The 25,482-nt window shown below is 34.6% G+C and carries 21 protein-coding genes; 7 read left to right on the forward strand and 14 right to left on the reverse strand.

From position 1 onward, the window contains the following. Positions 1-15: 15 nt before the first annotated feature. The 14 genes from ACXAG4_RS02875 to ACXAG4_RS02940 all read right to left on the reverse strand — a co-directional run bounded on the left by ACXAG4_RS02875 (position 16) and on the right by ACXAG4_RS02940 (position 14,951). A complete protein-coding gene (locus tag ACXAG4_RS02875) occupies positions 16-954 on the reverse strand; it encodes an N-acetylornithine carbamoyltransferase (protein WP_475294565.1) in 939 nt (312 codons plus the stop codon). Positions 955-1,058: 104 nt separating this feature from the next. Further along, entirely contained in the window at positions 1,059-1,820 is a 762-nt protein-coding gene (gene proB / locus ACXAG4_RS02880) for a glutamate 5-kinase (RefSeq protein WP_475294566.1), read from the reverse strand. Positions 1,821-1,844: 24 nt separating this feature from the next. After that, entirely contained in the window at positions 1,845-3,038 is a 1,194-nt protein-coding gene (locus tag ACXAG4_RS02885) for a glutamate-5-semialdehyde dehydrogenase (protein WP_475294567.1), read from the reverse strand. 85 nt (positions 3,039-3,123) lie between these two features. Beyond that, positions 3,124-4,248: an aspartate aminotransferase family protein gene (locus tag ACXAG4_RS02890; RefSeq protein WP_475294568.1), complete on the reverse strand. Its 1,125-nt coding sequence runs from the start codon at positions 4,246-4,248 to the stop codon at positions 3,124-3,126. 2 nt (positions 4,249-4,250) lie between these two features. Continuing rightward, positions 4,251-5,045 carry a pyrroline-5-carboxylate reductase gene (gene proC / locus ACXAG4_RS02895; RefSeq protein WP_475294569.1) on the reverse strand — a complete coding sequence of 265 codons (795 nt, stop codon included), beginning with the start codon at positions 5,043-5,045 and terminating at the stop codon, positions 4,251-4,253. 91 nt (positions 5,046-5,136) lie between these two features. After that, positions 5,137-6,120 carry an N-acetyl-gamma-glutamyl-phosphate reductase gene (gene argC / locus ACXAG4_RS02900; protein ID WP_475294570.1) on the reverse strand — a complete coding sequence of 328 codons (984 nt, stop codon included), beginning with the start codon at positions 6,118-6,120 and terminating at the stop codon, positions 5,137-5,139. A gap of 53 nt (positions 6,121-6,173) precedes the next feature. Further along, a complete protein-coding gene (locus ACXAG4_RS02905; protein WP_475294571.1) occupies positions 6,174-7,349 on the reverse strand; it encodes an argininosuccinate synthase in 1,176 nt (391 codons plus the stop codon). 49 nt (positions 7,350-7,398) lie between these two features. Beyond that, positions 7,399-7,989 (reverse strand): GNAT family N-acetyltransferase, encoded by a 591-nt coding sequence (locus ACXAG4_RS02910; protein ID WP_475294572.1) that lies wholly within the window; start codon positions 7,987-7,989, stop codon positions 7,399-7,401. A 465-nt stretch (positions 7,990-8,454) separates the two neighbouring features. Next, on the reverse strand, positions 8,455-9,192 hold the full coding sequence (locus tag ACXAG4_RS02915) for a 3-keto-disaccharide hydrolase (protein ID WP_475294573.1): 738 nt from the start codon (positions 9,190-9,192) through the stop codon (positions 8,455-8,457). 1 nt (position 9,193) lies between these two features. Then, the gene (locus ACXAG4_RS02920; protein ID WP_475294574.1) at positions 9,194-10,246 is read right to left on the reverse strand and encodes a sugar phosphate isomerase/epimerase family protein; all 1,053 of its coding nucleotides are present in this window, start codon (positions 10,244-10,246) and stop codon (positions 9,194-9,196) included. Between the two features lie 228 nt (positions 10,247-10,474). Beyond that, positions 10,475-11,623 carry a Gfo/Idh/MocA family protein gene (locus ACXAG4_RS02925; RefSeq protein ID WP_475294575.1) on the reverse strand — a complete coding sequence of 383 codons (1,149 nt, stop codon included), beginning with the start codon at positions 11,621-11,623 and terminating at the stop codon, positions 10,475-10,477. A gap of 8 nt (positions 11,624-11,631) precedes the next feature. After that, positions 11,632-12,804 (reverse strand): MFS transporter, encoded by a 1,173-nt coding sequence (locus ACXAG4_RS02930; protein ID WP_475294576.1) that lies wholly within the window; start codon positions 12,802-12,804, stop codon positions 11,632-11,634. A 23-nt stretch (positions 12,805-12,827) separates the two neighbouring features. Beyond that, a complete protein-coding gene (locus ACXAG4_RS02935) occupies positions 12,828-13,805 on the reverse strand; it encodes a sugar phosphate isomerase/epimerase family protein (protein WP_475294578.1) in 978 nt (325 codons plus the stop codon). A 102-nt stretch (positions 13,806-13,907) separates the two neighbouring features. Next, on the reverse strand, positions 13,908-14,951 hold the full coding sequence (locus ACXAG4_RS02940) for a helix-turn-helix transcriptional regulator (RefSeq protein ID WP_475294579.1): 1,044 nt from the start codon (positions 14,949-14,951) through the stop codon (positions 13,908-13,910). Positions 14,952-15,078: 127 nt separating this feature from the next. On the opposite strand from ACXAG4_RS02940, the gene ACXAG4_RS02945 reads away from it, so the two are divergent. The 7 genes from ACXAG4_RS02945 (at position 15,079) to ACXAG4_RS02975 (ending at position 25,456) form a co-directional block, all read left to right on the forward strand. Further along, positions 15,079-16,782 (forward strand): GMC oxidoreductase, encoded by a 1,704-nt coding sequence (locus ACXAG4_RS02945; RefSeq protein ID WP_475294580.1) that lies wholly within the window; start codon positions 15,079-15,081, stop codon positions 16,780-16,782. Further along, the gene (locus tag ACXAG4_RS02950; RefSeq protein ID WP_475294581.1) at positions 16,779-17,381 is read left to right on the forward strand and encodes a gluconate 2-dehydrogenase subunit 3 family protein; all 603 of its coding nucleotides are present in this window, start codon (positions 16,779-16,781) and stop codon (positions 17,379-17,381) included. Before ACXAG4_RS02945 ends, ACXAG4_RS02950 begins: the two co-directional genes overlap by 4 nt. A gap of 4 nt (positions 17,382-17,385) precedes the next feature. Next, positions 17,386-18,195, forward strand: coding sequence for a 3-keto-disaccharide hydrolase (locus ACXAG4_RS02955; RefSeq protein WP_475294582.1), 810 nt, complete (start codon positions 17,386-17,388; stop codon positions 18,193-18,195). 72 nt (positions 18,196-18,267) lie between these two features. Next, positions 18,268-18,636, forward strand: coding sequence for a transmembrane 220 family protein (locus ACXAG4_RS02960; RefSeq protein ID WP_475294583.1), 369 nt, complete (start codon positions 18,268-18,270; stop codon positions 18,634-18,636). A gap of 105 nt (positions 18,637-18,741) precedes the next feature. After that, positions 18,742-21,555 carry a TonB-dependent receptor domain-containing protein gene (locus ACXAG4_RS02965; protein WP_475294584.1) on the forward strand — a complete coding sequence of 938 codons (2,814 nt, stop codon included), beginning with the start codon at positions 18,742-18,744 and terminating at the stop codon, positions 21,553-21,555. 39 nt (positions 21,556-21,594) lie between these two features. Further along, positions 21,595-23,493: a 3-keto-alpha-glucoside-1,2-lyase-like domain-containing protein gene (locus tag ACXAG4_RS02970; protein WP_475294585.1), complete on the forward strand. Its 1,899-nt coding sequence runs from the start codon at positions 21,595-21,597 to the stop codon at positions 23,491-23,493. Between the two features lie 16 nt (positions 23,494-23,509). Then, positions 23,510-25,456: a plastocyanin/azurin family copper-binding protein gene (locus tag ACXAG4_RS02975; protein ID WP_475294586.1), complete on the forward strand. Its 1,947-nt coding sequence runs from the start codon at positions 23,510-23,512 to the stop codon at positions 25,454-25,456. The last annotated feature ends 26 nt before the right edge of the window (positions 25,457-25,482 follow it).

The raw sequence follows: 25,482 nt of genomic DNA on the forward strand, positions 1-25,482 counted from the left end.
AAGGCCAATAGCTAATTATTTATTTTCCAATATTTTTTTCAACACCAATTGCGCAGCATATGTTCTGTTATTAGCTTGTTGAATGACAATTGAATTCTCGGAATCTAAAACCGCATCTTCTACAATTACATTTCTACGTACTGGTAAACAGTGCATAAATTTAGCAACGCCTAATTTTTCTTTGGTAATCATCCAATTTGGGTCTTTATTTACCACTTTTCCGTAGTCCTCGTACGAACTCCAGTTTTTTACGTATACAAAATCGGCATCTTTAAATGCTTCTTCTTGGTTATGAATTATAGGTGTATCTTTTGTAATTTCCGGACTTAAATTATAACCTTCTGGATTTGTAATTACAAAATCGACATCCATTTTTTGCATGGCTTGGGTAAAGCTATTTGCTACCGCATGTGGCAATGCTTTTATGTGTGGCGCCCAACTTAACACCACTTTTGGCTTCTTTTTTTTTGAGAACTCAGAAATAGTTATTGCATCGGTTAAAGCTTGTAAAGGATGCCCTGTGGCGCTTTCCATATTAACAATGGGCACAGACGCGTATTTTTTAAAAGCTTCTAACACCTGTTCGCTTTCGTCTTTTACTTTATCGGTTAAGGTTGGGAATGCTCTTACGGCAATAATATCGCAGTATTGTGATACTACCGCTGCAGCTTCCTTAATATGTTCTGCGGTGTTGCCGTTCATAACCGTGCCATCTTCAAACTCTAAACCCCAAGCATCACCTGAAACATTCATTACAATAGGATTCATCCCTAAATTTAAAGCAGCTTTTTGAGTACTCAAGCGTGTGCGCAAACTAGAATTAAAAAACAACAAACCTAAGGTTTTGTTTTTTCCTAAATCTATATGTTTTAACGGCATTAGCTTTAGTGCTTTGGCTTCTTCAATCCAAGAATCGATGTTATCGATATCGTTTATTGATGTGTAATGTTTCATTTCTTTATTTTAAAACTAATTATCATTCGAGAAAAGACTTCTTCTTTTAAATTAAAAAAGATTACTTCGCTATGGCTCGTAATGACGGTATTATTTAAACTCTTCTACTTAACTTTTGTAAATGGCACTTTATTTTCAATGGCATTTTTTATAAAATTATCTTCTAAACCATTAACAATCCAGGTTTCTATGTTTGCCTTTTTCGCAACCGAAGCCGCTTCAATTTTAGATTGCATACCACCGCTACCGTGTGATGATTTAGAATTTACAACTTCGTTTTTTAAAGCTTCAAAATCTTCAACTAACGCAATGGTTTCTGGCGTTCCGTTTTTCATTGAAGCTTTGGTATAAATGCCGTTTGTGTTTGTTGCAATTATGAACAAATCGGCTTCAATTAACGAGGCTGTTAGCGCGCCTAATTTATCATTGTCGCCAAACTTAATTTCATCGGTTGCAACTGTATCATTTTCATTTATAATAGGAATGTAATTATTGTTTACCAAAACGTTTATGGTGTTAACAATATTGACTTTGCTTTCTTCTTTTTCAAAATCGGAATACGACAATAAACACTGCGATGTTAGCAAGCCGTATTCCCTAAATATTTCTTGATAAATACGAATTAAATGCGGCTGACCGATAGAAGCCAACGCCTGTTTTACAAAAACGTCTTCTTGTTTACTTTCTAATTTCACAAACTGTTTCGCAACAGCAATAGCGCCAGAACTTACAATTACAAACTCGTAATTGTTTTGAAGTTTTGCTATTTGATTTGCTAAATCTTCAATTTTTCCACGCGATAAATTATCGGTTTCTTTAGTAAGTGTATTAGATCCTATTTTTAGTAAAATGCGTTTCTTTTTCATTTATTTTTAAAGTCTGATAAAGACTTATCTTGTTTGTCCTGTACCGTGTACGTACCATTTATTGGTTACTAGATGCTGTAAACCTATTGGTCCGCGTTGGTGCAATTTATCTGTACTAATGGCTAATTCGCCACCTAAACCTAATTGTCCGCCATCAGTAAAACGCGTTGATGCATTATGATACACCGCTGCCGTATCAACATTTTCCATAAAGGTTTTAGCTTCACTTTCGTTTTTAGTGATGATAGATGAAGAATGCCCGCCAGAATATTTATTTATCATGGCAATAGTTGCTTCGTTATTAGCAATTTCACCAATTAAAATTTTATAATCTAGAAACTCCTCATACCAATTGTCATCTGAAGTTATGCTTTCTAAATTGTGTGTTTTTGCAACTTCAGCATCGCCTAAAACTTCAATTTTTGAATCTTTTAATTTTGAAATTAAAGCAGCTACAAATTCAGTTTTATTAGGGAGATTTTCGTCAACCAGCACTTTATCAACAGCATTACATGCCGAAATTTTTGATTTTCCGTTAAGGATTACATCAATAGCGATATCTAAATCGGCTTCCTTATGCACATACACAAAATTATTACCACGACCACTTACAATAACTGGACAACGTGCGTGTTCTTTCGTGAACGCGATTAAGCGCTCGCCTCCACGAGGTACAATTAAATCGAGTTGCTGAGTTGGATTTTCTAAAAACGCTTGGGTTTCGGTTCTGTTAAACTGAAGATACTCTACCCAATCGGTTGACGCACCATTTTCCTTTAAAGCTTGATGCCAAAGTTCAACAATTTTTAAATTAGAGCGTAACGATTCTTTACCGCCTTTTAGTAAAATTTTGTTACCCGATTTAAAAGCAATTCCTGCAGCTTCAACCGTAACATCTGGACGCGATTCGTAAATAATTAAAACCGTACCAAACGACGCTGTTTTGTTATACACTTGCATGCCGTTATCGTGCTTAAAACTGAAACGTTCAACCCCAACAGGGTCGTCTTGCGATGCTAAATGCGTTGCTGATTTAATCATTTCGTCAACCTTAGCATCGTTTACTTTTAAACGATCGAACATTGAAATATCGTCGCCTTTATAAGCGTCGCAATCGGTTTTATTAATATTAATAATTTCTTGCCTTTCTTCTTCTAAAAGTTCTGCCATTCGTAATAAAACAGCGTTTCTTTTTTCAATAGATAGTAAGGTATTCATTTGTTTTTTTCTTTTTATAGTTCGCCCTATTGTACAATTTTTAAAACGGAATGACAATTAGGCATTTATAATGTTTTGTTAAACTTTAAAGTACTTCTTTTAACGCTTTAAAAAAGACATCAATTTGCGCTTTTGATATGTTTAATGGCGGTAAAATTCTCAATAACTTTTTATTTGAAGCACCACCTGTAAAAATGTGGTATTCGTAAATTAATTTTTTTCTTAATTCGCCTACTTCAAAATCGAATTCTAAACCAAGCATTAAACCGCGACCTTTTATATTTTTTATCTGCGGAATGGTTTTAGCTTCCGAAATAAAATATTCTGAAACTTCATTTACATTAGCGATTAATCCTTCTTCTTCAATTGTATTTAAAACCGATAAACCTGCAGCACATGCAAGATGATTTCCACCAAAAGTTGTCCCGAGCATGCCATATTTGGCTTCAATATCTGGATGAATTAAAACACCTCCAATAGGAAAACCATTACCCATACCTTTTGCTATCGAAATAATATCTGGAGTAACATTGTAATGCTGAAACGCAAAGAATTTACCCGAACGCCCATAGCCCGATTGCACCTCATCGGCAATAAACATGGTGTTGTTAGCTTTACAAAGCGCGAATACTTGTTCGTAAAAATCTGCAGTAGCTTGATCTAAACCACCTACACCTTGAATAAACTCAATAATAACAGCACAAACATCGCCTTTTTCAAGTTCTGCTTTTACGCCTAAAATATCATTAAGTTCTAAAATAGTTACCTTTTGTTGCGCGTTAATAGGCGCAATAATATTTTTATTATCGGTAGCTGCAACAGCCGCCGATGTACGTCCGTGAAATCCGTTTTTAAAGGCCACAACACGCTCTTTACCAGTTTTAAACGAGGCTAATTTTAAAGCGTTTTCATTAGCTTCGGCACCAGAATTACATAAAAATAAGTTATAACCCTCGCAGCCAGATAAAACTTCAATTTTATTAGCCAATTCAACCTGTAACGGATTTTGAACCGCGTTAGAGTAAAACCCAAGTTTATTAACCTGTTCTGTAATAGCTTTTGTATAATTGGGGTGTGCATGACCAATAGAAATTACTGCATGACCACCGTATAAATCTAAATATTCTGTTCCGTTATCGTCGTAAACGTAAGCGCCTTTTCCAGACACTGGAGTTACATTGTATAACGGATACACATCAAATAACGGCATTTTTAGCTTTGTTTTAAATGATTAATTTTTTCGAAAGAGGCCACAATACCTTGTATTAAAGCCGAACTTAAACCTTGGTGTTCCATAGCGTTTAAGCCTTCAATAGTACAACCGCTTGGTGTAGTCACTCTATCTATTTCTTGTTCTGGGTGTTTACCAGATTCCAACAACAAACTCGCCGAACCAAAACAAGTTTGCACCGCAAGTTCATGAGCTTCCTCAGCTTCAAACCCTAATTGAATAGCGCCCTGTGTAGTGGCACGAATAAGGCGCATCCAGAATGCAATACCACTTGCACAAATTACCGTTGCTGCCTGTATTTGCTCTTCTGGAATTACCATAGTGGCTCCTAATTGGTTAAAAATGGTTTTTGCTAAATCCATTTTACTTTCACCTTTTTCGTTTGCCGCCAAACAAGTCATAGATTTACCAATAGAAATTGCCGTATTTGGCATTACACGAATAATATTTTTATCTGCTCCAATTATATTTTCAATTCTCGCAATTTCTACACCTGCAGCAACCGACATGATTACGTGATGTTTTTGTATTCCTGCTGCAACACTGTTTAAAACACCATCAATATGGCGCGGTTGCAACGCAAAAATTACAACATCGGAGTTTTTAATAGCTTCGGCATTATCGTTTGTAATTTTCACATACTCTTCGCTACTAAAATCTTTTACCGCTGCTGTATTTTTATCACTTAAATACAACGATGTAAACGATTTATTTTTAATAAGTCCTTTGGCAATCGAACTTCCTAAATTCCCTGTTCCTATTATGGCAATTTTCATAAAAATCTTCTTTTGTTGTCTTTACGAAGGAAGTATGACTGAAGTAATCTTTTTAAACAGATTGCTTCGTTCCTCGCAATGACAATCCTAGTTAAAAATAAGTTCCTTTTAATCCTAGTCCTGTAGTTTCCTCTAAACCAAACATTAAATTCATGTTTTGTACTGCTTGCCCTGAGGCTCCTTTTAATAAATTATCAATTATACTTGTTATTAATAATTTACCTTCGTGTTTATGCAAATGCACCAAACATTTGTTGGTATTAACCACTTGTTTTAAGTGTAAAAAATCGTCGCTAATAAAAGTAAACTTAGCACCATCATAAAAATTATTATACAAATTTTTAGCATCATCTACAGTTCCATCAAACTTAGTATAAAGGGTTGCGAAAATACCACGTGAAAAATTACCGCGATTTGGCATAAAATTAATTTCGGAATTAAAACTATTTTGCAATTGCTTCACCGATTGATTAATTTCTCCTAAATGTTGATGCGTAAACGGTTTGTAATACGAAAAATTATTATCGCGCCAAGTATAGTGCGTAGTTGCAGACAATGATGTACCTGCACCAGTTGCTCCTGTTACCGCATTAATATGCACATCGTTTTGCAATAAATTGGCATCGGCAAGCGGTAATAAACCCAACTGAATTGCTGTAGCAAAACATCCTGGATTTGCAATATAATTAGCCGATTGAATATCAGTTTTATTTAATTCAGGTAAACCGTAAACAAAGTTTTTACCTTCAAAAACCTTATCGGCTTCTAATCTAAAATCGTTACCTAAATCGATAACTTTAGTGTTTTCAGAAAAAGTATGATTGGATAAAAACTTAACCGAATTACCATGCCCTAAACATAAAAATAACACATCTACTTTCGGGTTAACTGTATCTGTAAATACACGATTTAAACTACCTACTAAATCCTGATGTACTTTACTTATTTGGTTTCCAGCGTTACTGGTACTGTAAACAAAATCTATTTCGGCTTCTGGGTGGTTTATCAATAATCTTATTAATTCGCCAGCCGTATAACCTGCGCCACCTATAATTCCTACTTGTATTTTTTTCATTTCTATTTTAATGCTATTGTAGTACTGAAAACGAGTTCAGCATGACAAAAAGATTATGAGTTTACTTGTTGGTATATTTTATTTTGGTTTCCTACTATTTTAATGAATCCTTTAGCTTCATCGGCAGTCCAACCTTTGTTTTCTTCACCATAACTACCAAACTTTGCACTCATTAAATCGTGCTTAGATTTTATTCCATCTAATGTAAAATGATATGGTTTTAAGGTTACCGTTACATCACCCGAAACTTTATCCTGACTACTTTGTAAAAAGGCTTCCATATCGCGCATTACAGGATCTAAATATTGGCCTTCGTGTAAATGCATACCGTAAAAATTAGACAGGTAATCTTTATGCTGTAATTGCCATTTTGTTAGTGTGTGCTTTTCTAATAAATGGTGTGCTTTTACGGTAATTAAAGCTGCTGCAGCTTCAAAACCTACACGTCCTTTAATTCCAACAATGGTATCGCCTACGTGAATATCTCTACCAATGGCATAGGCCGAAGCGATGTTATTTAACTTTTCAATATTTACTTCAGGGGCATTTGCTTCACCGTTTAAAGCTACAAATTCACCTTTCTCGAAAGTTAAAGTCACTTTTTCTTCGCCGTCTTTTTGTAATTGCGACGGGTAGGCTTCACTAGGCAAAGGTTTTTCCGACGTTAATGTTTCTGCACCACCAACACTAGTTCCCCACAAGCCTTTGTTAACCGAGTATTGTGCTTTTTCCCAAGACATATCAATACCATTTTCTTTTAAATACTCAATTTCTTCTTGTCTTGATAATTTTTTATCACGAATTGGTGTAATAATTTTAATACTTGGTGCTAAGGTTTGAAAAATCATATCGAAACGCACTTGGTCGTTTCCTGCTCCGGTACTTCCATGTGCAATATATTCGGCATCGATACTTTTGGCATATTCTATAATTTCAATAGCTTGAACAATACGCTCTGCACTTACCGACAACGGATAAGTGTTATTTTTTAACACATTGCCAAATATTAAATACTTTACTACTTTGTTGTAAAAAGTAGGAACAGCATCAATATTTTTATAGGTTGTAACACCCATTTTATAGGCATTTTCTTCAATTTTATTAACTTCTTGTTTTGTAAAACCACCAGTGTTTACACTTACTGCGTGTACTTCGTATTCTTTTGAAAGGCTTACCGCACAATACGATGTATCTAAACCACCACTGTAGGCTATTACTAGTTTTTTCATGTGTTTATTTTATTTTTTTTGATGTTTTAATTTGAAAGAACTTATTTTTTTAAAGTATTTTACTTTTTAGAATTTTGTTAAACTGGCTAATTTTAGATTCAAAATACGCATTAACATAATACTTATACTTAACCTCATCTCTAAGCTTTCCTAATTTTTCTAAAACTTCAATGAGTACTGGCGACAAATCTTTTAAGGTAATGTATTTCATACCTAACAACTCATTATTATGATGAACTGTAGCGCCTTGAGCTATTGAAATAAGAAAGTTTTTATTAAAATGTTTGGTTAACAAATCCATTAAAAGCAAGCCTAAATTATGACTTCGGTACTGCTCATGCACCCATAAAGAGGCACGTTCATACACCGAAAATTTACCTACAACATGCTTGTGCGCAAAAATATGCCCATAAATTTCGCCATCTTTAATAATAAGATAGCAACCATTATTTAAACGATCTAGTAGCATACCAACATTGGCATGATACATAGCTGAAAGGTTTTTGGTGCGCTCTGAAATTATTTGCAACTGTGTGTGATCAATTTCATGAGTAAACACCACCTCTAAACCTTGTTCATTACAGTAGGCTTTGGCGTTTTCTACAATGGTATTTTTTTCAATATCCAATACGGTTTCCATTTTAATACTAATTAAACCTTATGCAAAATGCATGTTAGTGGAAATAAAAGCTTTAGGCTTTTAACTTTTAACTCTAAATAATAACGAAAATTGAAAGCAGCGCATGCTTTCTAAAACTGAATAGCCCCTCAGGGGCGAGTTTGAGGAAAACGCACAACAGATGCACTAGTAATTGCTACTAGAACAGAAGAGATAAGAGATATGTTGTTTCCTGTTTTCACTGAATAAACTATCTTAATTATTAACTCTAAATCGTCGGCGTGAGCCCCTTTCGTTAATATGTGGAACAAAACTAAATATATTTTTATTAAAAAAACACACCAAAGTTAGTTTTTAGCAAAAATTATTAAATATGTTATTTTTAAGCCCTTTTACTTTTAAAAATGCAATCAATTCTTTTTTTTACACAAAAAAAGCGCAGTAATTACCGCGCTTTCAATTTATTATGTTTTAAAAAAAATTATTTTAATCTAGTTTTCTTAGCCAAATATTTCTGTAACTTACCAAATCACCATGGTCTTGAAGAAAAATAGGTGCTTTACCATGTGCTTTATAACTAGGTTTTCCTCTATAAACCGTTGGCCCTTGTATTTCAAAATGATCTTGAACCAACACACCATTATGCAATACCGTTACAGTGGCTTTTTTAACAATATTACCTTTTTTATCAAATTCTGGTTGATGATAAATAATATCATAAGTATTCCACTCTCCAGTTGGAACCGATGCCATTGCCAAAGGAATGGACTGCTTGTAAACAGAAGCTACCTGCCCATTAGAATAGGTTTCATTATCATTATTATCTAATACTTGAATTTCATAGCGCCCTTGTAAAAACACACCACTATTACCACGTTTTTGCCCTTTTTTATCAATAATATCAATGGGAGATTTCCATTCAATATGCAATTGTATGCTACCAAACTTTTCTTTTGTAGTAATACCACCGGTTTTTGGATTTACAGTCATAGAACCATCAGAATTCAATGTCCAGCCAACAGTATTATTTTTACCTGTCCAGCTGTCAAAATTAGTACCATTAAACAATACAATAGCATCACTTGGTGCTGAATTGTTATGACCAGGAACTACTTTTTTAACTTTCGGTTCCCAAACTTCAGTAAGTTTCGGGTCTATTTTGTCTTGTGCTAAAGCAACGAAAGACACTAAAAGACACGTACTAAGAACATATATTTTCTTCATACTATATACCTAATACACTTTTTAAATATGCATCATCAATATCGCCTCCTGCAAAATCATCAAAACTACGTGTTGCAGCTTCAATAATGTGTTTTTTAATAAAAGGCGCACCTTCTCTAGCGCCTTGTTCTGATGATTTTATACAACATTCCCATTCCATAACCGCCCATAAATCTAGACCATAAGTAGTTAGTTTTGAAAATATAGCACTAAAATCTACTTGTCCGTCGCCCAAGCTTCTAAAACGTCCTGCTCTATCTTTCCAATCAGCATAACCACCATAAACACCTTGTCTTCCTGTTGGGTTAAATTCGGCATCTTTTACATGAAACGCGCGTATTCTTTCATGATAAATATCTATAAACTGTAAATAATCTAATTGTTGAAGCACAAAATGACTTGGGTCATACAGTAAATTTGCACGCGAATGATTTCCAGTAGCTTCTAAAAAGCGCTCATACGAAATACCATCATGTAAATCTTCTCCTGGATGAATTTCATAACACACATCAACCCCATGTTCATCAAAATGATTTAAAATAGGCAACCAACGGTTTGCTAATTCTTTAAAACCCATTTCAACCAATCCATTAGGGCGTTGCGGCCAAGGATACACTGTGTGCCACATTAACGCACCCGAAAATGACGCATGTGATTTTAATCCTAAACGACCACTTGCCGTTCCACATTTTTTTACAAAATCTATAGCCCATTCAGTTCTTGCTTTGGGGTTTCCCCTAACGTGCTCTGGCGCAAAACCATCAAACATCGAATCGTAAGCCGGATTTACCGCCACCAATTGCCCTTGTAAGTGCGTAGAAAGCTCCGTAATTTCTAACCCGTAAGACTGCACCTTTCCTTTCAATTCATCACAATACGTTTGGCTATTTGCTGCTGTTTCAATATCAATTAAACTGCTTTCCCACGTAGGTATTTGTATGCCTTTGTATCCTAAGTTTGAAGCCCATTGGCACATGCCATCTAAACTGTTAAACGGTGCTTCGCTGCCCGCAAATTGCGCTAAAAAAACCGCAGGCCCTTTAATTGTTTTCATAATATTTTTGTTGTGTTTAGTTTATATTTTTTTCGCGTTACCACAAGGGTCGGGCTTTACGCTATATCTTTTTTGTCTTTCATTGCTCAGGTAATTTCTAATTACCTGTATCAATCTCATAGCCAACGAGATTACTTCGTCGTTCCTCCTCGTAATAACATTGTTTGACATTTCAAAAAAGGATGCCGCTGCAATCCCTAACGCAAACCTTGCCAATATTAATTTCACTTAACTTAATTTAGTCCAAGCTGCATTGTTTTTATCACTTTCAACCGATGCGTAAATAAATTGCATACCACGCACCCCATCTTTAGCTGTTGGATAATCTGGTTTTTCAATAATTTCACCATTTAAAACCGCTAATAAATGCGTAGCAAAGTTTTTATAAATAGTAGCAAAAGCTTCTAAATAACCTTCCGGATGACCAGCTGGAATTCTAGAAACCGCCAATGCTTCAGGGTATAAATTATTTCCGTTAGGTGTGTAAATTTTAACAGGCTCTTCCAGCCAATGTGTAATTAACTGGTTAGGGTTTTCTTGGTGCCATTCTAAACTTCCTTTTTCACCATATACTTTAATAGCCAAATTATTTTCTTCGCCCAATGCTATTTGCGAAAAAGACATCGTGCCTTTAGCGCCATTTTCCATTCTAATTAGCACATTTCCATCATCATCTAAAACACGTCCTTTACCAAACCTTCCTAAATCTGCCGCTAATTCTTCTATTTTTAAACCTGTAATATATTCAACTAAATTTTCAGCATGTGTACCAATATCGCCCAAAGCACCACCAATTCCAGAACGCTTTGGGTCTACCCTCCACGCTGCTTGTTTTTGCCCAGTAGCTTCAACCGCTGTACTTAGCCAACCTTGTAAATATTGTACTTGTATTTTTCTAATTTTACCAAGGTCTCCATTCTCTACCATAGCCTTGGCTTGTTTCACTAAAGAATTGCCCGTGTAATTGTGTGTAAGCGCAAACAATTTTCCGCTCTTTTCAACTATATTTTCAAGTTCAATAGCTTCATCTAAAGTTAAAGTCATTGGTTTATCACAAACCACATGAAAACCATTTTCTAAAGCCATTTTAGCAGGCGGAAAGTGCATATGATTTGGTGTTACAATGGCCACAAAGTCCATTCTAACATCTTCTGGCAACTCCTTTTCTTTTGCAATCATTTCTTCATAACTGCCGTAGCACCTATCTTCTGGCAAATACAATGCTTTACCAGATGCTATTGATTTTTCTGCACTACTACTAAAAGCACCACAAACTAAATCTATCATTCCATCAATAGACGCGGCTTTTCTGTGAACATCACCAATAAACGATCCGGTACCGCCACCAATCATTCCCATTCTTAATTTTCTTGACATATTTTATTTTATGCGTTTTCTGTTTTATTTCGTTTTTTCATGTAAATATTCAATCCTAAAAAGGCCACAATTAAAATTGCTGGTAAAATAGACATGGTACGTAATGCCTCTGAAGCACTAGCGTTATCCATTAAATTACCCATAATTGGTAATACTATTGATACCGAAAACATACCCGCGCCTCCCATAATAGATAAGCCTAAAGCGCCTGTTTCTGGCAAATATTCTGCTACAAAACCTAGCATTGTTGGCCAGAAAAAAGTTACGCCAACTGCAAATACTGCCGCTGCAACAAACGTCATACCGCCAGTTACAATAGTTAACATCCACAAACCAATAAAAGTAAAAATTGCAGAGTATAACAGCATACCCGAAGGCTTTAATTTATGCACAACCTGACCCGCAAACATACGCCCCAAAGCCATAATACCGTTAATAAATGCTAGCACTAATAATGGTGCTGATACAGATTCTTTTAAAAGTGATTCTATACGTTGCGTTGTACCCAACTCTGATGCTGCCGTTAAAAACATGCAAAACACCATGAATAAAAACAATGGTTTTAATGCACTTGAAAACATTTTTTTATTACTTATTCCTAATTGTACACGCTCTGTAACAGGCATTTTCTGACCAAAAAACAAAATACCATATGCTATTAACGGAATAAACAAGGTGCCAACCATTACTTGCCAACTTAGGTTTAATACATCCATAACCAACCAGCCCAAAAGTGCCCCAATAACAATACCACCAGGAAACCATACATGAAACCTATTTAACATTTTAGTTTTTTCTTTGGTGTACATTGAGGCAACCATAGGGTTTAGTGCTGCCTCTACAAACCCATTACCTATACCAATAAATAATGTTGCAATAAATAATGATGTCATTGAACTTGCCAATAGTGTTAACACAATACCTACGGCATGCGTTAAAAAAGCCATCCAAGTTATTTTTTTTATACCTAATAAATCTACTAATGGCCCACCAATAATCATGGCTATGGTAAAGCCAAAAAATGCCGGTGTAAATGCGTACCCTATTTGTTCTAAAGTTAAACCTACGCCTTCAGGCCCAAAAACGGTTTCTAATCTGGCGCGTATTGCAAACGTCATTGCTGTGGTTATTAAAGCAAGACAACTTGCCAAAAACAGTCTGTTTTTATTAATATTCTCCATAAAAATTTAATTAGTTAGTAATATTATGATAATTGCTTGCCAACCTTTATTAGCAAATCTCTTGTTAACTCTATGCCTTTAGCTTCAGAAACCTTATCCCCTTCAAACTCAACACCCACAAAACCAGTGTATCCTACTTGTTTTACCATAGACATCATTTTATAATAATCTATAGTTGTTTCGTTGCCGTTTTCATCAAAATCATAAGACTTAGCACTTACTGCTTTTGCAAAAGGCAGTAGCTGCTGCATACCTTTGTACCTATTGTATTCTTCAAAACATGGGCGTACGCCATTAGCGTCTTTTTCTCCTTTTTTAATACAGAAATTACCAAAATCTGGAAGCGTTCCACAATTATCATTTTTTACTTTTGAAAACACTTGGTGCATCCAATTACCGTTTGAAGATAAACCACCATGGTTTTCAACTAAAACATTAATGTTGGAACCTTTTGCAAATTCTGATAAGCTTTGCAGTGAATCTACAGCTACAGGCACACCATCATCAAAATTATTAGCCCCAGCAAGATTTACGCGTATTGCATGACAGCCTAAAAAATGCGCCGCCTCTACCCATTTATAATGATTTTCAATGGCTTGCAAACGCTTTTTACTATCGGCAACTGCTAAATCACCTTCTCTATCAACCATAATAAGCACGTTTTGCTGACCTTCGGCATTTGCTCTAGCATTCATTTCTTTTAAATACGCCATATTTTTGGCTTTATCTTTAAAAAAACCATTGACGTACTCTAAACCTTCACAACCAAAATTTCTTGATTTTGAAGCAAAATCTAAATGATCCATTTCACCAGCAAATAAGACTCTATGCAATGACCATTGGGCTAATGAAATTTTAAAAAAAGGAGCTTTTTCTTGTGTTTTGGCGCTATCAACGTTATTCGTCTCTTTTTTTGAAGCTTTTTTACATGAAGCCACACCAAGCAGTGTTAAAGCAAGACCAGATTGCCCCGCTTTGCCTATAAAATCACGTCGTTTCATACCTTATATTTAGTTAGTTGTTGTTGGTAATTACGTGAAAATATATAAATAAAATGTTATTGCTGTTTATTTTTATTCAGTGAAAGAATTTAAACAAAACTGTTAAATTTCAGGATAAGCCGTTAAGGATTCATTTAAACAATGCAATCTCCTATATTCATTGGGCGAACATTTTTCATGTTTTTTAAATACTGTTGAAAAATACTGACTTGTAGTAAAACCACACATGTAAGCTACTTCACCCACAGTTAATTTTTCATTTTCTTTCAGAATTTTTTTCGACATTTCTAATCTTCGCATTGTTAAATAACGCATTGGTGTTAAATTTGTTAACTGTTTGCAATGGTGCGTAAAGCGCGTTAAACCAACACCTGCAGATTGTGCCATTTGCTCAATAGTCCAATTTTCAGACAAATTTTTATCCAACTCTTTTAAAAAATACTGCACACTTCTAGAGCTATCGGTTAATGCTTCATTTAACTCAATTTTTTCGGTATCTAATAAATCTAAAATCAAAATAAGCAAATAATTTACTAGCAAACGTATTCGCGAAGCGTTACTTCCGTTTTCATCTGTATTTACAGCCATATTTATACGTTTGAAACAATCTCTAAATCGCTGATCTGTTTTTAAAATAGACTTTTCATTATGCCTTAAAATGGTTGTTAACCTAGATAAATCACTGTTAGTAAGCGTAATCCAATCTGGCCAAACCCATTCTTGGTGCGGTCTTCGCACGCCTAAATCAATAATAACCCAATAAAACTTCCCCATACCTATATAAGGATTTCCAACTTTATGCGCTTCCCAAGGACGGGTTATTGTTAAATGATTTGGCGTTAACAACACCTCTTTATTCTCTTGTGAATAGGGCATAGTACCAGACTCTAAAAAATGAAATTCTATGCCCTCATTTCTATGCCAATCTAAACCCCAATCTTGCGGTTCATTTGCATCCCAATAACCAATACTATTTAACCCCAAGGTATTATCATCTAACCTATCACCAGGATATGTATGTCTTGCCAAAGCTTTAAATTTCAACTTTTTTCTTTGATAAGCATCTATTAATGGCAAACAAGTATCTGCATGATACACCACACCATCGGCTTCATAAGGCTCTATTTGATGTATATTTATTTTCACTGAAAAAATTTAAACATTATAATAGTGCAAAATAAGTATTTTTAAATTTATATTAAAAATTAACCCTATTTTGTAGGATATTATCAATATTCACCACATTAATCTACAAAATTACAACACAAACTAAATGAGTAACATTAATAATACTGAAACATACGACGCTATTGTAATTGGCACAGGTATTTCAGGGGGTTGGGCAGCCAAAGAACTCTGTGAAGGCGGTTTAAAAACACTGGTTTTAGAACGCGGCAGAATGATAAAACATATTGAAGACTACCCTACCATGAATTTAGACCCGTGGGACCAAGAATTAAAAGGAGATATTACTGCCGAAGAACTAAAAAAATACCCCAAACAAAGCAGAACGGGTTACACCGTAAAAAACGAAACAAAACACTGGTTTGTTAACGATTTAGAACATCCTTACAATGAAACTAAACGCTTTGATTGGATGCGTGGCTACCATGTTGGCGGCAGGTCTATTATGTGGGGAAAACAAAGCTACCGGTTAAGTGATTTAGATTTCACAGCAAATATACGTGATGGCCATGGTATAGACTGGCCTATTAGATATAAAGACATTGCACCTTGGTACAGTTATGTTGAAAAATTTATTGGCGTTAGTGGCGAAGCCTTAGGCCTGCCCCAATTACCCGATAGTGTTTTTGAACCACCAATGGAACTTAACTGTGTTGAAGAACACTTAAAAGAAAGTATGGCAACCAAATTTGGGCGCGTACTAACTATTGGCAGAGTTGCCCATATAACAAGCAACACAGCTAGAGAAGGCCGTAGCCGCTGCCAAAGCAGAAACCGCTGTAGCCGTGGCTGTCCTTTTGGTGGTTATTTTAGCAGTAACGCTTCTACATTACCAGCAGCTGAACGTACCGGGAATATAACATTAAGACCGCATTCTATTGCTTATGAAATTATTTACGATGCCGACAAAAAAAAAGCAACAGGCGTTAAAATAATTGATGCTGAAACTAAAGAAAAACTAGAATTTAAAGCAGATATTATTTTTTGTTGCGCATCTGCTATGGCATCAGCTTCTATTTTATTACAATCAAAATCTGACAGATTTCCCAATGGCTTAGGTAATGATTCTGGTGAATTAGGCCATAATATCATGGACCATCACTTAGGAGCTGGAGCTTCTGGAAGAATTGATGGTTTTGAAGATAAATATTACTACGGAAGAAGACCTAACGGTGTTTACATACCAAGATTTGTTAATTTAGGCGATAAAGCTTCAGAAAACAAAAACTTTTTAAGAGGCTACGGCTACCAAGGTAGAGCTACAAGAGGCGATTATACAGAATCTACCGAAGAACTAGCCTATGGCGCTGCTTTTAAAGAAAAAATGTTAGAACCCGGAAATTGGCGTTTAGGTATTGGTGGTTTTGGCGAATGCTTGCCATATCATGATAATAAAATGACTTTAGATTATGATAAACTAGACCAATGGGGCTTACCAACCATAACATTTGATGCCGAATGGAAAGAAAACGAATATGCCATGAGAAAAGACATGATAGCACAAGCAGTTACCATGTTAGAACAAGCAGGTTTTAAAGACATTCAAACCAGAGACCAACCTAAAGCACCAGGTATAGGCATACATGAAATGGGTACTGCCAGAATGGGGCACAGTTCAAAAACATCCGTTTTAAACAAATACAACCAAATACATACCGTACCAAATGTGTATGTAACAGATGGTGCTTGCATGACATCGGCTGGTTGCCAAAACCCATCACTTACATATATGGCTCTAACAGCACGGGCTGCCAATCATGCCATTAAACAATTTAAAGCTAAAAACTCATGAATCGAAGAAACGCATTAAAAAACATTGGTTTATCGTTGGGTTACGCTGCAGTTGCACCAAGCGCTTTAAGCATACTTCAAAGTTGTACTTCTGAAGCTAAAATATGGACACCTAAACTTTTAACTGTAAATCAAGGCCATATTTTAAAAAATATTGTTGATTTAATTTTACCTAAAACCGAAGCTTCTCCCGGCGCTTTAGAAGTCAATGTACCTGAATTTATAGATCTCTTAGCTTTTAAAGCTTTCAACAAAGAAAAGCAAACAAAATTTATACATGAAATAGATGCCATTATACTGGAACTAACGACAAATACAACTGAAGATTATTCTATTTCTGACATAAAAACAGAAGCTTATGATACTCTTTTAGCTAAATATTTAAAATCTAGTCCCGAAACACGTAAAACCTTCAGTAAAAACGAAAAAATAGTATTTAATGCTCTAAAAAACATCCGCTCAAAAGCAGTGTGGGCATTTAAAAACAGCGAATTAGTTGGTGAAAAGGTACTTGCTTACAACCCCGTTCCTGGTCCAGACAAAGGCTGCGTAAATTTACAAGAAACAACAAAAGGAAAAGCTTGGTCATTACAAAGATAAACTTATGAAATACCTAAAAACACTTCTAATTTTCACATTGTTATTTAATAGTATTGCTTGCAAAAACAAACCTAAACAAGCAACAAAAAACCCAACTCCTGAAAAAGAACAATGGGTGAAATTATTTAACGGCAAAGATTTAAATGATTGGATTATTAAAATAAAAGGACATCCTGCTGGTAATAATTTCAACAATACGTTTGTTGCTGAAAATGGCATTTTAAAAGTAAACTACAATAAATATAAAGACACTTTCAACAACACTTTTGGGCATATTTACTATAAAAAACCTTTTTCTAATTACCGTTTTAGAATGGATTACAGGTTTACAGGAAAACAATTGAGTGACGGTGCTGCTTGGGCTAACAGAAACAGTGGTATTATGATACATTGTGAAGACCCAAAAAAAATTGGGCTAGATCAAAATTTCCCGGTATCTATTGAAGTACAACTTTTAGGCGGCAATGGAAAAGATGAACGTACAACTGCCAACCTTTGCACACCGGGCACCAACGTTGTAATGGATAATGAGCTAAAAACAGAGCACTGTATAACTTCAGCATCGCAAACGTACCACAGAGAGCAATGGGTTCATATTGAAATTGAAGTTAGAAATGACTCTATTATTAAGCACTTCATTAATGGCAATGAAGTAATGCGCTACTACAAACCACAATATGGCGGTGGAAATATTGACTATAATGTTGAATATTGGAAATCGCTTGAAGGTAAACCATTAAAAGAAGGGTATATTTCTTTACAAAGTGAAAGTCATCCTGTTGAGTTTAAAAATATTGAGATTTTAGAATTATAAGCACCTGCAAAGCCTGTATTATAAAAAATAAAACTTAAAAATAACTGTACATTTACAAACAAAAAAATTATAATGAGTAAAAAACAAAAAATTACAAATGTAATTTTATGCATTATTTTTATAGCATTTGCGGCAATACAGCTTAATGACCCAGACGGTTTACTCTGGTTTTTAATTTATTTTATGGTAGCCATCGCCTGTTTAACACCCAACTTTAAGGCTATACCCAAACCTTTATTATGGTTAATGCTTTTAGGTTTGTTTGGCTATGCTTCTTTTCATTTTTCGTTATTTTTAGATTATTTAAACTCAGACAATAAACAAGAAATTTTTGGTGAAATGGTTTATGAGAAACCATACCTTGAAGGCTCTAGAGAATTTTTAGGCTTATTAATTGCGGCTGCGGCTATTTTCTACCAAATTAAAGCCAATAAAAAATAATACATTTGTTCAAAATTTTTCACTGAATAAATACGCACACAAATAGTATTTTTATTTTGCATTTTTGTGTGTTAACTAAACTAAATTCTCTCTTTTTATTAAACAATGATTAACTTTAAAAAAAACACACTTTATCTAATCCTTATTTTATTAAGTAACATCGCATGGTCTCAAGTATCAATAAGCGGTAGCATTTATAACAACAACAATAAAGCCATTGAAGGTGCACATGTTTCAATACAACCAACTAACCAAACAAGTATAACAAATACAGAAGGCTTATTTAATGTTCAAAATATTTCAGAAGGAAATTACACGTTAAAAATTTCATATTTAGGCTACAAAACTATTAGCAAAAAAATTGACGTTAAAAATACCGATATTACACTAAAATTTAATCTTGAGCCCGATTTATTAAACCTTCAAACTATTGTAGTAACAGGTTCTTTTAACCCTAACAAAACAATTGAAACCAGTACATCTGTTAGCACACTTACACAAAAAGACATACAAAACACATTTCCTAGAGGTACTGCAAATTTACTTCAAAATATAGCAGGAACGTTTACTGATGCGTCTGCAGGCGAAGTATTTACAAGAGTTTATACACGAGGAATTTCGGCTTCTGCCGAAGATGATATGGGCTGGTATTACGTATCATTACAAGAAGATGGCTTACCTGTTAGTCTGATACAACACTCTTACTATTCGCCAGATTTGTTTCACCGAACCGATATTACAACACAAAAAGTTGAAGCTTTAAGAGGCGGAAGCGCATCGGTTACTACAATGAATGCGCCCGGTGGTATTTATAATTTTATTTCAAAAGGTATAAATGAAAATTTTGGTGGCAACATTATAGCTTCAACAGGCATTCAAGGTGAAGATAATAATCCTATTTACAGAATTGATGCTAATTTAAATGCTCCGTTGGGCAACAATTGGTATTTTAACCTTGGTGGACACTACAGGCATGATGATGGTGCTAGAAACACCAATTTCACATTTAGCAAAGGTGGGCAGGCCAAACTAAACCTTATTAAAACTAACAACAAAGGTTATTTTAAATTCTACGGAAAACTTTTAGATGATTACACCAACCGCTACACTGGTGTTGCCGCTACTAACTGGAACAACCCTAAACCCGCTTTTGGACAAGACTTTAGCTCAACAGCTTTAATGATGCCTTCATTTGATGTTGAAATTCCTGACGGAAGAAACCCTAACAAAACCAATAGTTTCAACCCTTCAAATGGTGTACACGCCCAAGATTTTGCTTTAGGTTTTGATTTTTCTCAAAATATTGGCAATAACTGGACACTTAAAAACAACATTAAATTTTCTACAAAAAAAGCCAATTGGCAAACCTCAATTAGTAACGCCTTTGTGTCATTAAGTGATCCAACTGCTTATTTTGTTAGTGGTGCTGGTTTTCCTATTGGGCAAGTAGTTTTTAATGATGCACAATCTGGTACCGAGTTAGCACGCGTTGATAATAGCACCATTTTATCGGGTGGTTCATTTCAATATTTAACAAATGGCAGCTTGCCAAATGATGCTATTATGGGAACTTCGGCTTGGTATAAAGATATTTCTGCAGATGAATGGATGAATAACTTTGTGCTTCAAAAAGAACTTAAAAATCATAATATTTCTACCGGACTATCACTTGGTTTTTCTAAAACAAATCATTTTACCCAAGGTAGTTTTGCATATGTTACTTATGAGCCCAACCCAAGAATGTTACAAGTTACTTTAGAAAACCCTAACCAACCTGTTGTTGCTTTATCTGATGCCACAGGCGCTAGCAATTATGGCGGCTTATTTTATGTAAACACTAATGCTAATGTAAACCAAATTGCCACCTTTATAAATGACGAATGGAATATTAACCAAAACTTACGTTTAGATGTTGGTTTACGTCTTGAAAACATTACCCACAAAGGCAGCAAAGATCGTTACGCGCCACTAGGTATAAACGGCGGTGTTGATGGCAATGAAAACACAGCCTATGATAACGGCCTTTTAGGACCTACAGGAGCTACTGACGATTTTAATTTTAACTACAATTACCTTTCATACTCCGCTGGTTTAAATTACAAACTAAACAATAACACAGCTATTTTTGGTCGTTTTTCTAAAGGAAATAAAGCACCAGAATTAAATTACTATTTTAACAATTTTGATAATGTACCAATTAACGGTAAAGGCGAAGTTCAAAAAATTACGCAAATTGAAACAGGGTTAAAACTAAGCTCTAAACTCATTTCTTTTACTAGCACCATTTTTTGGAGCGAACTTAAAAATATTGGTACTAGCAATTTTGAATTTGATAGCGATTCTAACACCGTATTTTACACACCAATTCAATTTAACACCTCAAGAACTTTAGGTTTTGAATGGGAAAGTGTTGTAACTCCAATTCAAAACATAGCATTTAAATTTAATGGTGTTTTACAAAACCCAAAAGCTGAAAAGTGGCAAGTTTACAACGCTGCTGGTACTGTAGACACAACTGACGATACAATTACAGATTACTCTGGAAACCAATTAGCATTCAACCCTAAATTAATGTTTAACTTGGGGAGTTATTATAATAACAATACGCTTTCGGCATTTTTTAATTGGCAATACATGGGTAAAAGAGAAGGTAATGCTGCAAATGCATTCCAACTAGATGCCTACAGTACTTTTAACACAGGTATTGGCTATAAAATTTCTAAAAACCTATCTGCTAATTTGGTAATTAACAATTTATTTAATTCTGAAGGACTAGCTAACTTTTTTGGCGCAAATAGTTTTGGTGCAAGCGCTAATGGTGTTACAAAAGACTTTGTACAAGCAAACCCAGATACCAGTTTTGTGGTTGTACCAATTTTACCAAGAAGCTCATTAATTAACCTTAACTACACATTTTAATCATGTATTAAATACTTAGTACAGCTAAACTAAAAACAAATGAAACAAGCTTTAAATTATTTACTAATCTTACTTTTTGTATTTTTTGCCTCATGTGCAAAAGACCAAAAAGAGCCCCAAAAAACGGTTGCTAAAAAAGAAACTAAAAAGCTACCCGTTACATCTTTACCTTTTAAAACACTAGATTTAAACAATTTATCTGCCTTTAAATCTAATAGTACTAACTGGAAAATAGTGGGAAACGTTATAGCCGACAGACATAAAGAAAAAACTTTAGTTGGAGAAGATGGCGTTGGAATTCTTTTTAATGCGAATGACCAAGAGTACAACAAACACCTTTTTACTGCTTTTGAACACGGTGACATTGAGCTTGAACTTGATGTTATGATGCCTATTAAATCTAATTCTGGCATATACTTTCAAGGACGATACGAAATACAATTATTAGATAGTTGGGGCGTAAAAGAACCTAAGCATAGTGATATTGGAGGTATTTATCAACGTTGGAACAAAGATGCTGAAAATGGAAAACAGGGCTATGAAGGACATCCTCCCAGAATTAATGCAGCAAAAGCTCCTGGTTTGTGGCAACATTTTAAAATCATATTCCATGCTCCTAAATTTGATGCATCTGGTAAAAAAATTAAAAACGCTTGGTTTGAAGAAGTTTGGTTAAACGGCTCATTAATTCATAAAAACATAGAAGTTAAAGGCCCTACAAGAGCTGCTGCCTTTGCTGATGAAAAAGAAAGAGGACCACTTATGCTACAAGGCGATCACGGCCCAGTAGCTTTTAAAAACATAAAATATAAATTATATGAAAACAATAAATTAAAGCTTTCAAATATAATTAGAACAGAATATAAAACTAAAAGTAAAACAATTGAAAACCTAGACACAATTCCAATAGCTAAAAAAGAACCCGTTGATAAATTCACACTTGTTGATGTTACAAAAGTTAAAGAACAAAAACTAATATCACACACAGGATCAATAAATATACCTGAAACCGGAAACTACCTGTTTGAAGGCCGTACAACTGGTTTAGCACATTTACTAATCAACAATAAAAGAATACTAACCATACAAGGAGGTATGAATACTATAAAAAGTAGTATTGTTACATTAGAAAAAGGCGATTACCCATTTGAAATAATATATAACCAAAATAAACCTTGGGCAGGTGGGTTTACATTACATACCGAAGGTCCTAACATGCAAAAGTATTCTATTCAGGAAAACGTATGGAAAGACGCCAACAAATTCAATCCTTTAAATGGCATTGTAATTGAACCCGAAAACTCCCCTCGTCTACAACGAAGTTTTGTTACACATGAAAATGAAACTAGAACACATTGTATATCTGTTGGTTTACCTGAAGGCATTCATTATTCCTATGACCTAGCAACAGGCTCTTTATTAAAAGCTTGGAGTGGTTCCTTTTTAAACACCACACACATGTGGCTATCTAGAGGTTATAAACAACTTGGTGAACCAGTAGGCTTTTCTATTTCACTACATGGAGATTTAGAATTCGCAAAATTACAAGACGAAAATACACCTTGGCCCTTACCACAAACAGAAAACAAAGGTGTAAAACAATTAGGTTATGAATTAAATGCTGAAAAAATACCAACATTTTTATACGTAACAGAAGGAGCCTCTATTTCAAATTCCTTTACTGTATCTAATGAAAATCGTCATTTAACTAAAAACATAACTATTGATAGTAAACAAAACTTATGGCATAAATTAGCCCATGGCAAAAGCATTAAAGCGCTATCTAATAATATTTTTATTGTTAATAACGAGAGTTATTACATTGATTTTTCTAATAATAATTTAAAACCAGTTATAAGAAATATTAATGGTAAAGATGAATTATTAGTAAAAGTCCCTAAAGGTAAACACACAATAAATTACAGTATTATTTGGTAACTAAAAACAATTAATCATGCAAAAAACAGTAAAACTTTTAACAGTAATTTTAAGCATTTGTATTGGTCAGATTGTTTTTGGTCAATTAAAACTAAAAGAATCAGACTATTATAAAATAGTTGATGTTCCTATTCCTAACAACGTAAAGCTAGAAGTTGGTGGCTTAGCATTAACCGATGATGACAAACTGGGTGTATCAACAAGGCGTGGAGAGGTTTGGTTAATAGACAAACCTTACGGCAAGAACCCAGACTATAAGCTATTTGCACACGGTTTACACGAAGCTCTAGGTTTGAGTTATAAAGACAACAGCTTCTACTTATCACAACGCGGTGAATTAACAAGACTTATAGACAAAAATGGTGATAATGAAGCCGATGTATACAAAACTATTTTTTCATGGCCACTATCTGGCAATTACCATGATTACTCATACGGACCAAAATTCACCAAAAATGGCGATATGATTGTTACACTAAACCTTTCATGGATAGGTGGCGGAAAAAGTACTGTAAGATGGCGTGGTTGGATGTTAAAAATTACTCCTGAAGGAAAAATTACTCCAATAGCAACAGGCTTACGCTCTCCTGCTGGTTTTGCTATTAATGATAAAGGCGATTTTTTCTATACTGAAAACCAAGGAGATTGGGTAGGCTCAGGCAGAATGACGCATTTAGAAGTTGGTGATTTTGCTGGCCACCCTGAAGGGTTAAAATGGAGCGATGACCCGCTATCTCCTTTAACATTAAAACCAGAAGATATTCAGGACAATTCTGGCATGACATTGTATGAGTATGCCAAAAAAGAAAAAGAGTTGAAAGCTCCTGCTATTTGGTTCCCTCATACCATTTTAGGTATTTCAACATCTGATATTTTATATGACACTACAAATGGTAAATTTGGCCCATTTGAAGGCCAACAATTTGTAGGAGACCAAGGACACAGTAAAATTATGCGTGTTTATATGGAAAAAGTAAACGGTGTTTATCAAGGTGCTGCTTTTCCTTTTGTTGATGGTTTTTCATCTGGAGTGTTACGTATGATTTGGGGAAGTGACAACAATATGTTTGTTGGTATGACTAGTAGAGGTTGGGCTTCAACTGGGAAGAAAAATTTTGGTTTACAACGTTTAGTTTGGACTGGTAAAATGCCGTTTGAAATTAAAACTATGAAAGCTAAAGATGATGGTTTTGAATTAGAATTTACTAAACCAGTTAGCAAACAACAGGCTGAAGATATTTCAAACTATAAAATGAAAACTTTTACGTATAAATACCATAAAACTTACGGCAGCCCAATTATTGATCAGCAAAATGCTATGATTCACAAAGCTAAACTTTCTGCTGATGGCTTAACCGTTAAACTTACTGTACACGGCATGCGTTTAGGGTACATTCACCAACTAGAAATTCCTTCTTTAAAAGCAACATCGGGAGAAACATTACTGCATAAAAAAGCATATTACACCTTAAATGAAGTTCCGGGTGGCGAATTGAAATCAATGCAAATGGAAATGAAAAAGTCTGATAAAAAAATAGAACAACCTAAACGAGTTACTACAATGCCGCATGATTGGGGTGAAGCTGGTGCTGATGAAAAAGTATCTATTGGAACAATTCCCGGACTAAAATATGATACTGAAGAAATTACAATAAACCGAAATAGTAAAATTGAATTTACCTTAAATAACAATGATGATATGATTCATAACATAGTTATTACTAAACCAGGTAAAGAAACACCTATTAAAGTTGGAGAAATGGCTCTTGGTTTAGGTTTAGATGGCCCAGATTTAAACTATGTTCCTTTTAGTGATTTAGTATTAGCACACTCTGGTACCGTGGGACCAGAAGACTCTGAAACCATTTACTTTACATCACCAAACGAACCAGGAGAATATTGGATAGTTTGTACATTTCCAGGGCACTCATTTACCATGAGAACAAAACTAATTGTAAAATAATTTTCAATTTTAGTCATAAAAAAAGA

Source organism: Seonamhaeicola sp. ABD4_175 (genome assembly GCF_056160885.1).

What these genes read in the sequence shown, in the direction of transcription:
- ACXAG4_RS02875 (WP_475294565.1), bottom strand. Translation starts at nt 954, where the DNA reads ATGAAACATTACACATCAATAAACGATATCGATAACATCGATTCTTGG.
- proB (WP_475294566.1), bottom strand. Translation starts at nt 1,820, where the DNA reads ATGAAAAAGAAACGCATTTTACTAAAAATAGGATCTAATACACTTACT.
- ACXAG4_RS02885 (WP_475294567.1), bottom strand. Translation starts at nt 3,038, where the DNA reads ATGAATACCTTACTATCTATTGAAAAAAGAAACGCTGTTTTATTACGA.
- ACXAG4_RS02890 (WP_475294568.1), bottom strand. Translation starts at nt 4,248, where the DNA reads ATGCCGTTATTTGATGTGTATCCGTTATACAATGTAACTCCAGTGTCT.
- proC (WP_475294569.1), bottom strand. Translation starts at nt 5,045, where the DNA reads ATGAAAATTGCCATAATAGGAACAGGGAATTTAGGAAGTTCGATTGCC.
- argC (WP_475294570.1), bottom strand. Translation starts at nt 6,120, where the DNA reads ATGAAAAAAATACAAGTAGGAATTATAGGTGGCGCAGGTTATACGGCT.
- ACXAG4_RS02905 (WP_475294571.1), bottom strand. Translation starts at nt 7,349, where the DNA reads ATGAAAAAACTAGTAATAGCCTACAGTGGTGGTTTAGATACATCGTAT.
- ACXAG4_RS02910 (WP_475294572.1), bottom strand. Translation starts at nt 7,989, where the DNA reads ATGGAAACCGTATTGGATATTGAAAAAAATACCATTGTAGAAAACGCC.
- ACXAG4_RS02915 (WP_475294573.1), bottom strand. Translation starts at nt 9,192, where the DNA reads ATGAAGAAAATATATGTTCTTAGTACGTGTCTTTTAGTGTCTTTCGTT.
- ACXAG4_RS02920 (WP_475294574.1), bottom strand. Translation starts at nt 10,246, where the DNA reads ATGAAAACAATTAAAGGGCCTGCGGTTTTTTTAGCGCAATTTGCGGGC.
- ACXAG4_RS02925 (WP_475294575.1), bottom strand. Translation starts at nt 11,623, where the DNA reads ATGTCAAGAAAATTAAGAATGGGAATGATTGGTGGCGGTACCGGATCG.
- ACXAG4_RS02930 (WP_475294576.1), bottom strand. Translation starts at nt 12,804, where the DNA reads ATGGAGAATATTAATAAAAACAGACTGTTTTTGGCAAGTTGTCTTGCT.
- ACXAG4_RS02935 (WP_475294578.1), bottom strand. Translation starts at nt 13,805, where the DNA reads ATGAAACGACGTGATTTTATAGGCAAAGCGGGGCAATCTGGTCTTGCT.
- ACXAG4_RS02945 (WP_475294580.1), top strand. Translation starts at nt 15,079, where the DNA reads ATGAGTAACATTAATAATACTGAAACATACGACGCTATTGTAATTGGC.
- ACXAG4_RS02950 (WP_475294581.1), top strand. Translation starts at nt 16,779, where the DNA reads ATGAATCGAAGAAACGCATTAAAAAACATTGGTTTATCGTTGGGTTAC.
- ACXAG4_RS02955 (WP_475294582.1), top strand. Translation starts at nt 17,386, where the DNA reads ATGAAATACCTAAAAACACTTCTAATTTTCACATTGTTATTTAATAGT.
- ACXAG4_RS02960 (WP_475294583.1), top strand. Translation starts at nt 18,268, where the DNA reads ATGAGTAAAAAACAAAAAATTACAAATGTAATTTTATGCATTATTTTT.
- ACXAG4_RS02965 (WP_475294584.1), top strand. Translation starts at nt 18,742, where the DNA reads ATGATTAACTTTAAAAAAAACACACTTTATCTAATCCTTATTTTATTA.
- ACXAG4_RS02970 (WP_475294585.1), top strand. Translation starts at nt 21,595, where the DNA reads ATGAAACAAGCTTTAAATTATTTACTAATCTTACTTTTTGTATTTTTT.
- ACXAG4_RS02975 (WP_475294586.1), top strand. Translation starts at nt 23,510, where the DNA reads ATGCAAAAAACAGTAAAACTTTTAACAGTAATTTTAAGCATTTGTATT.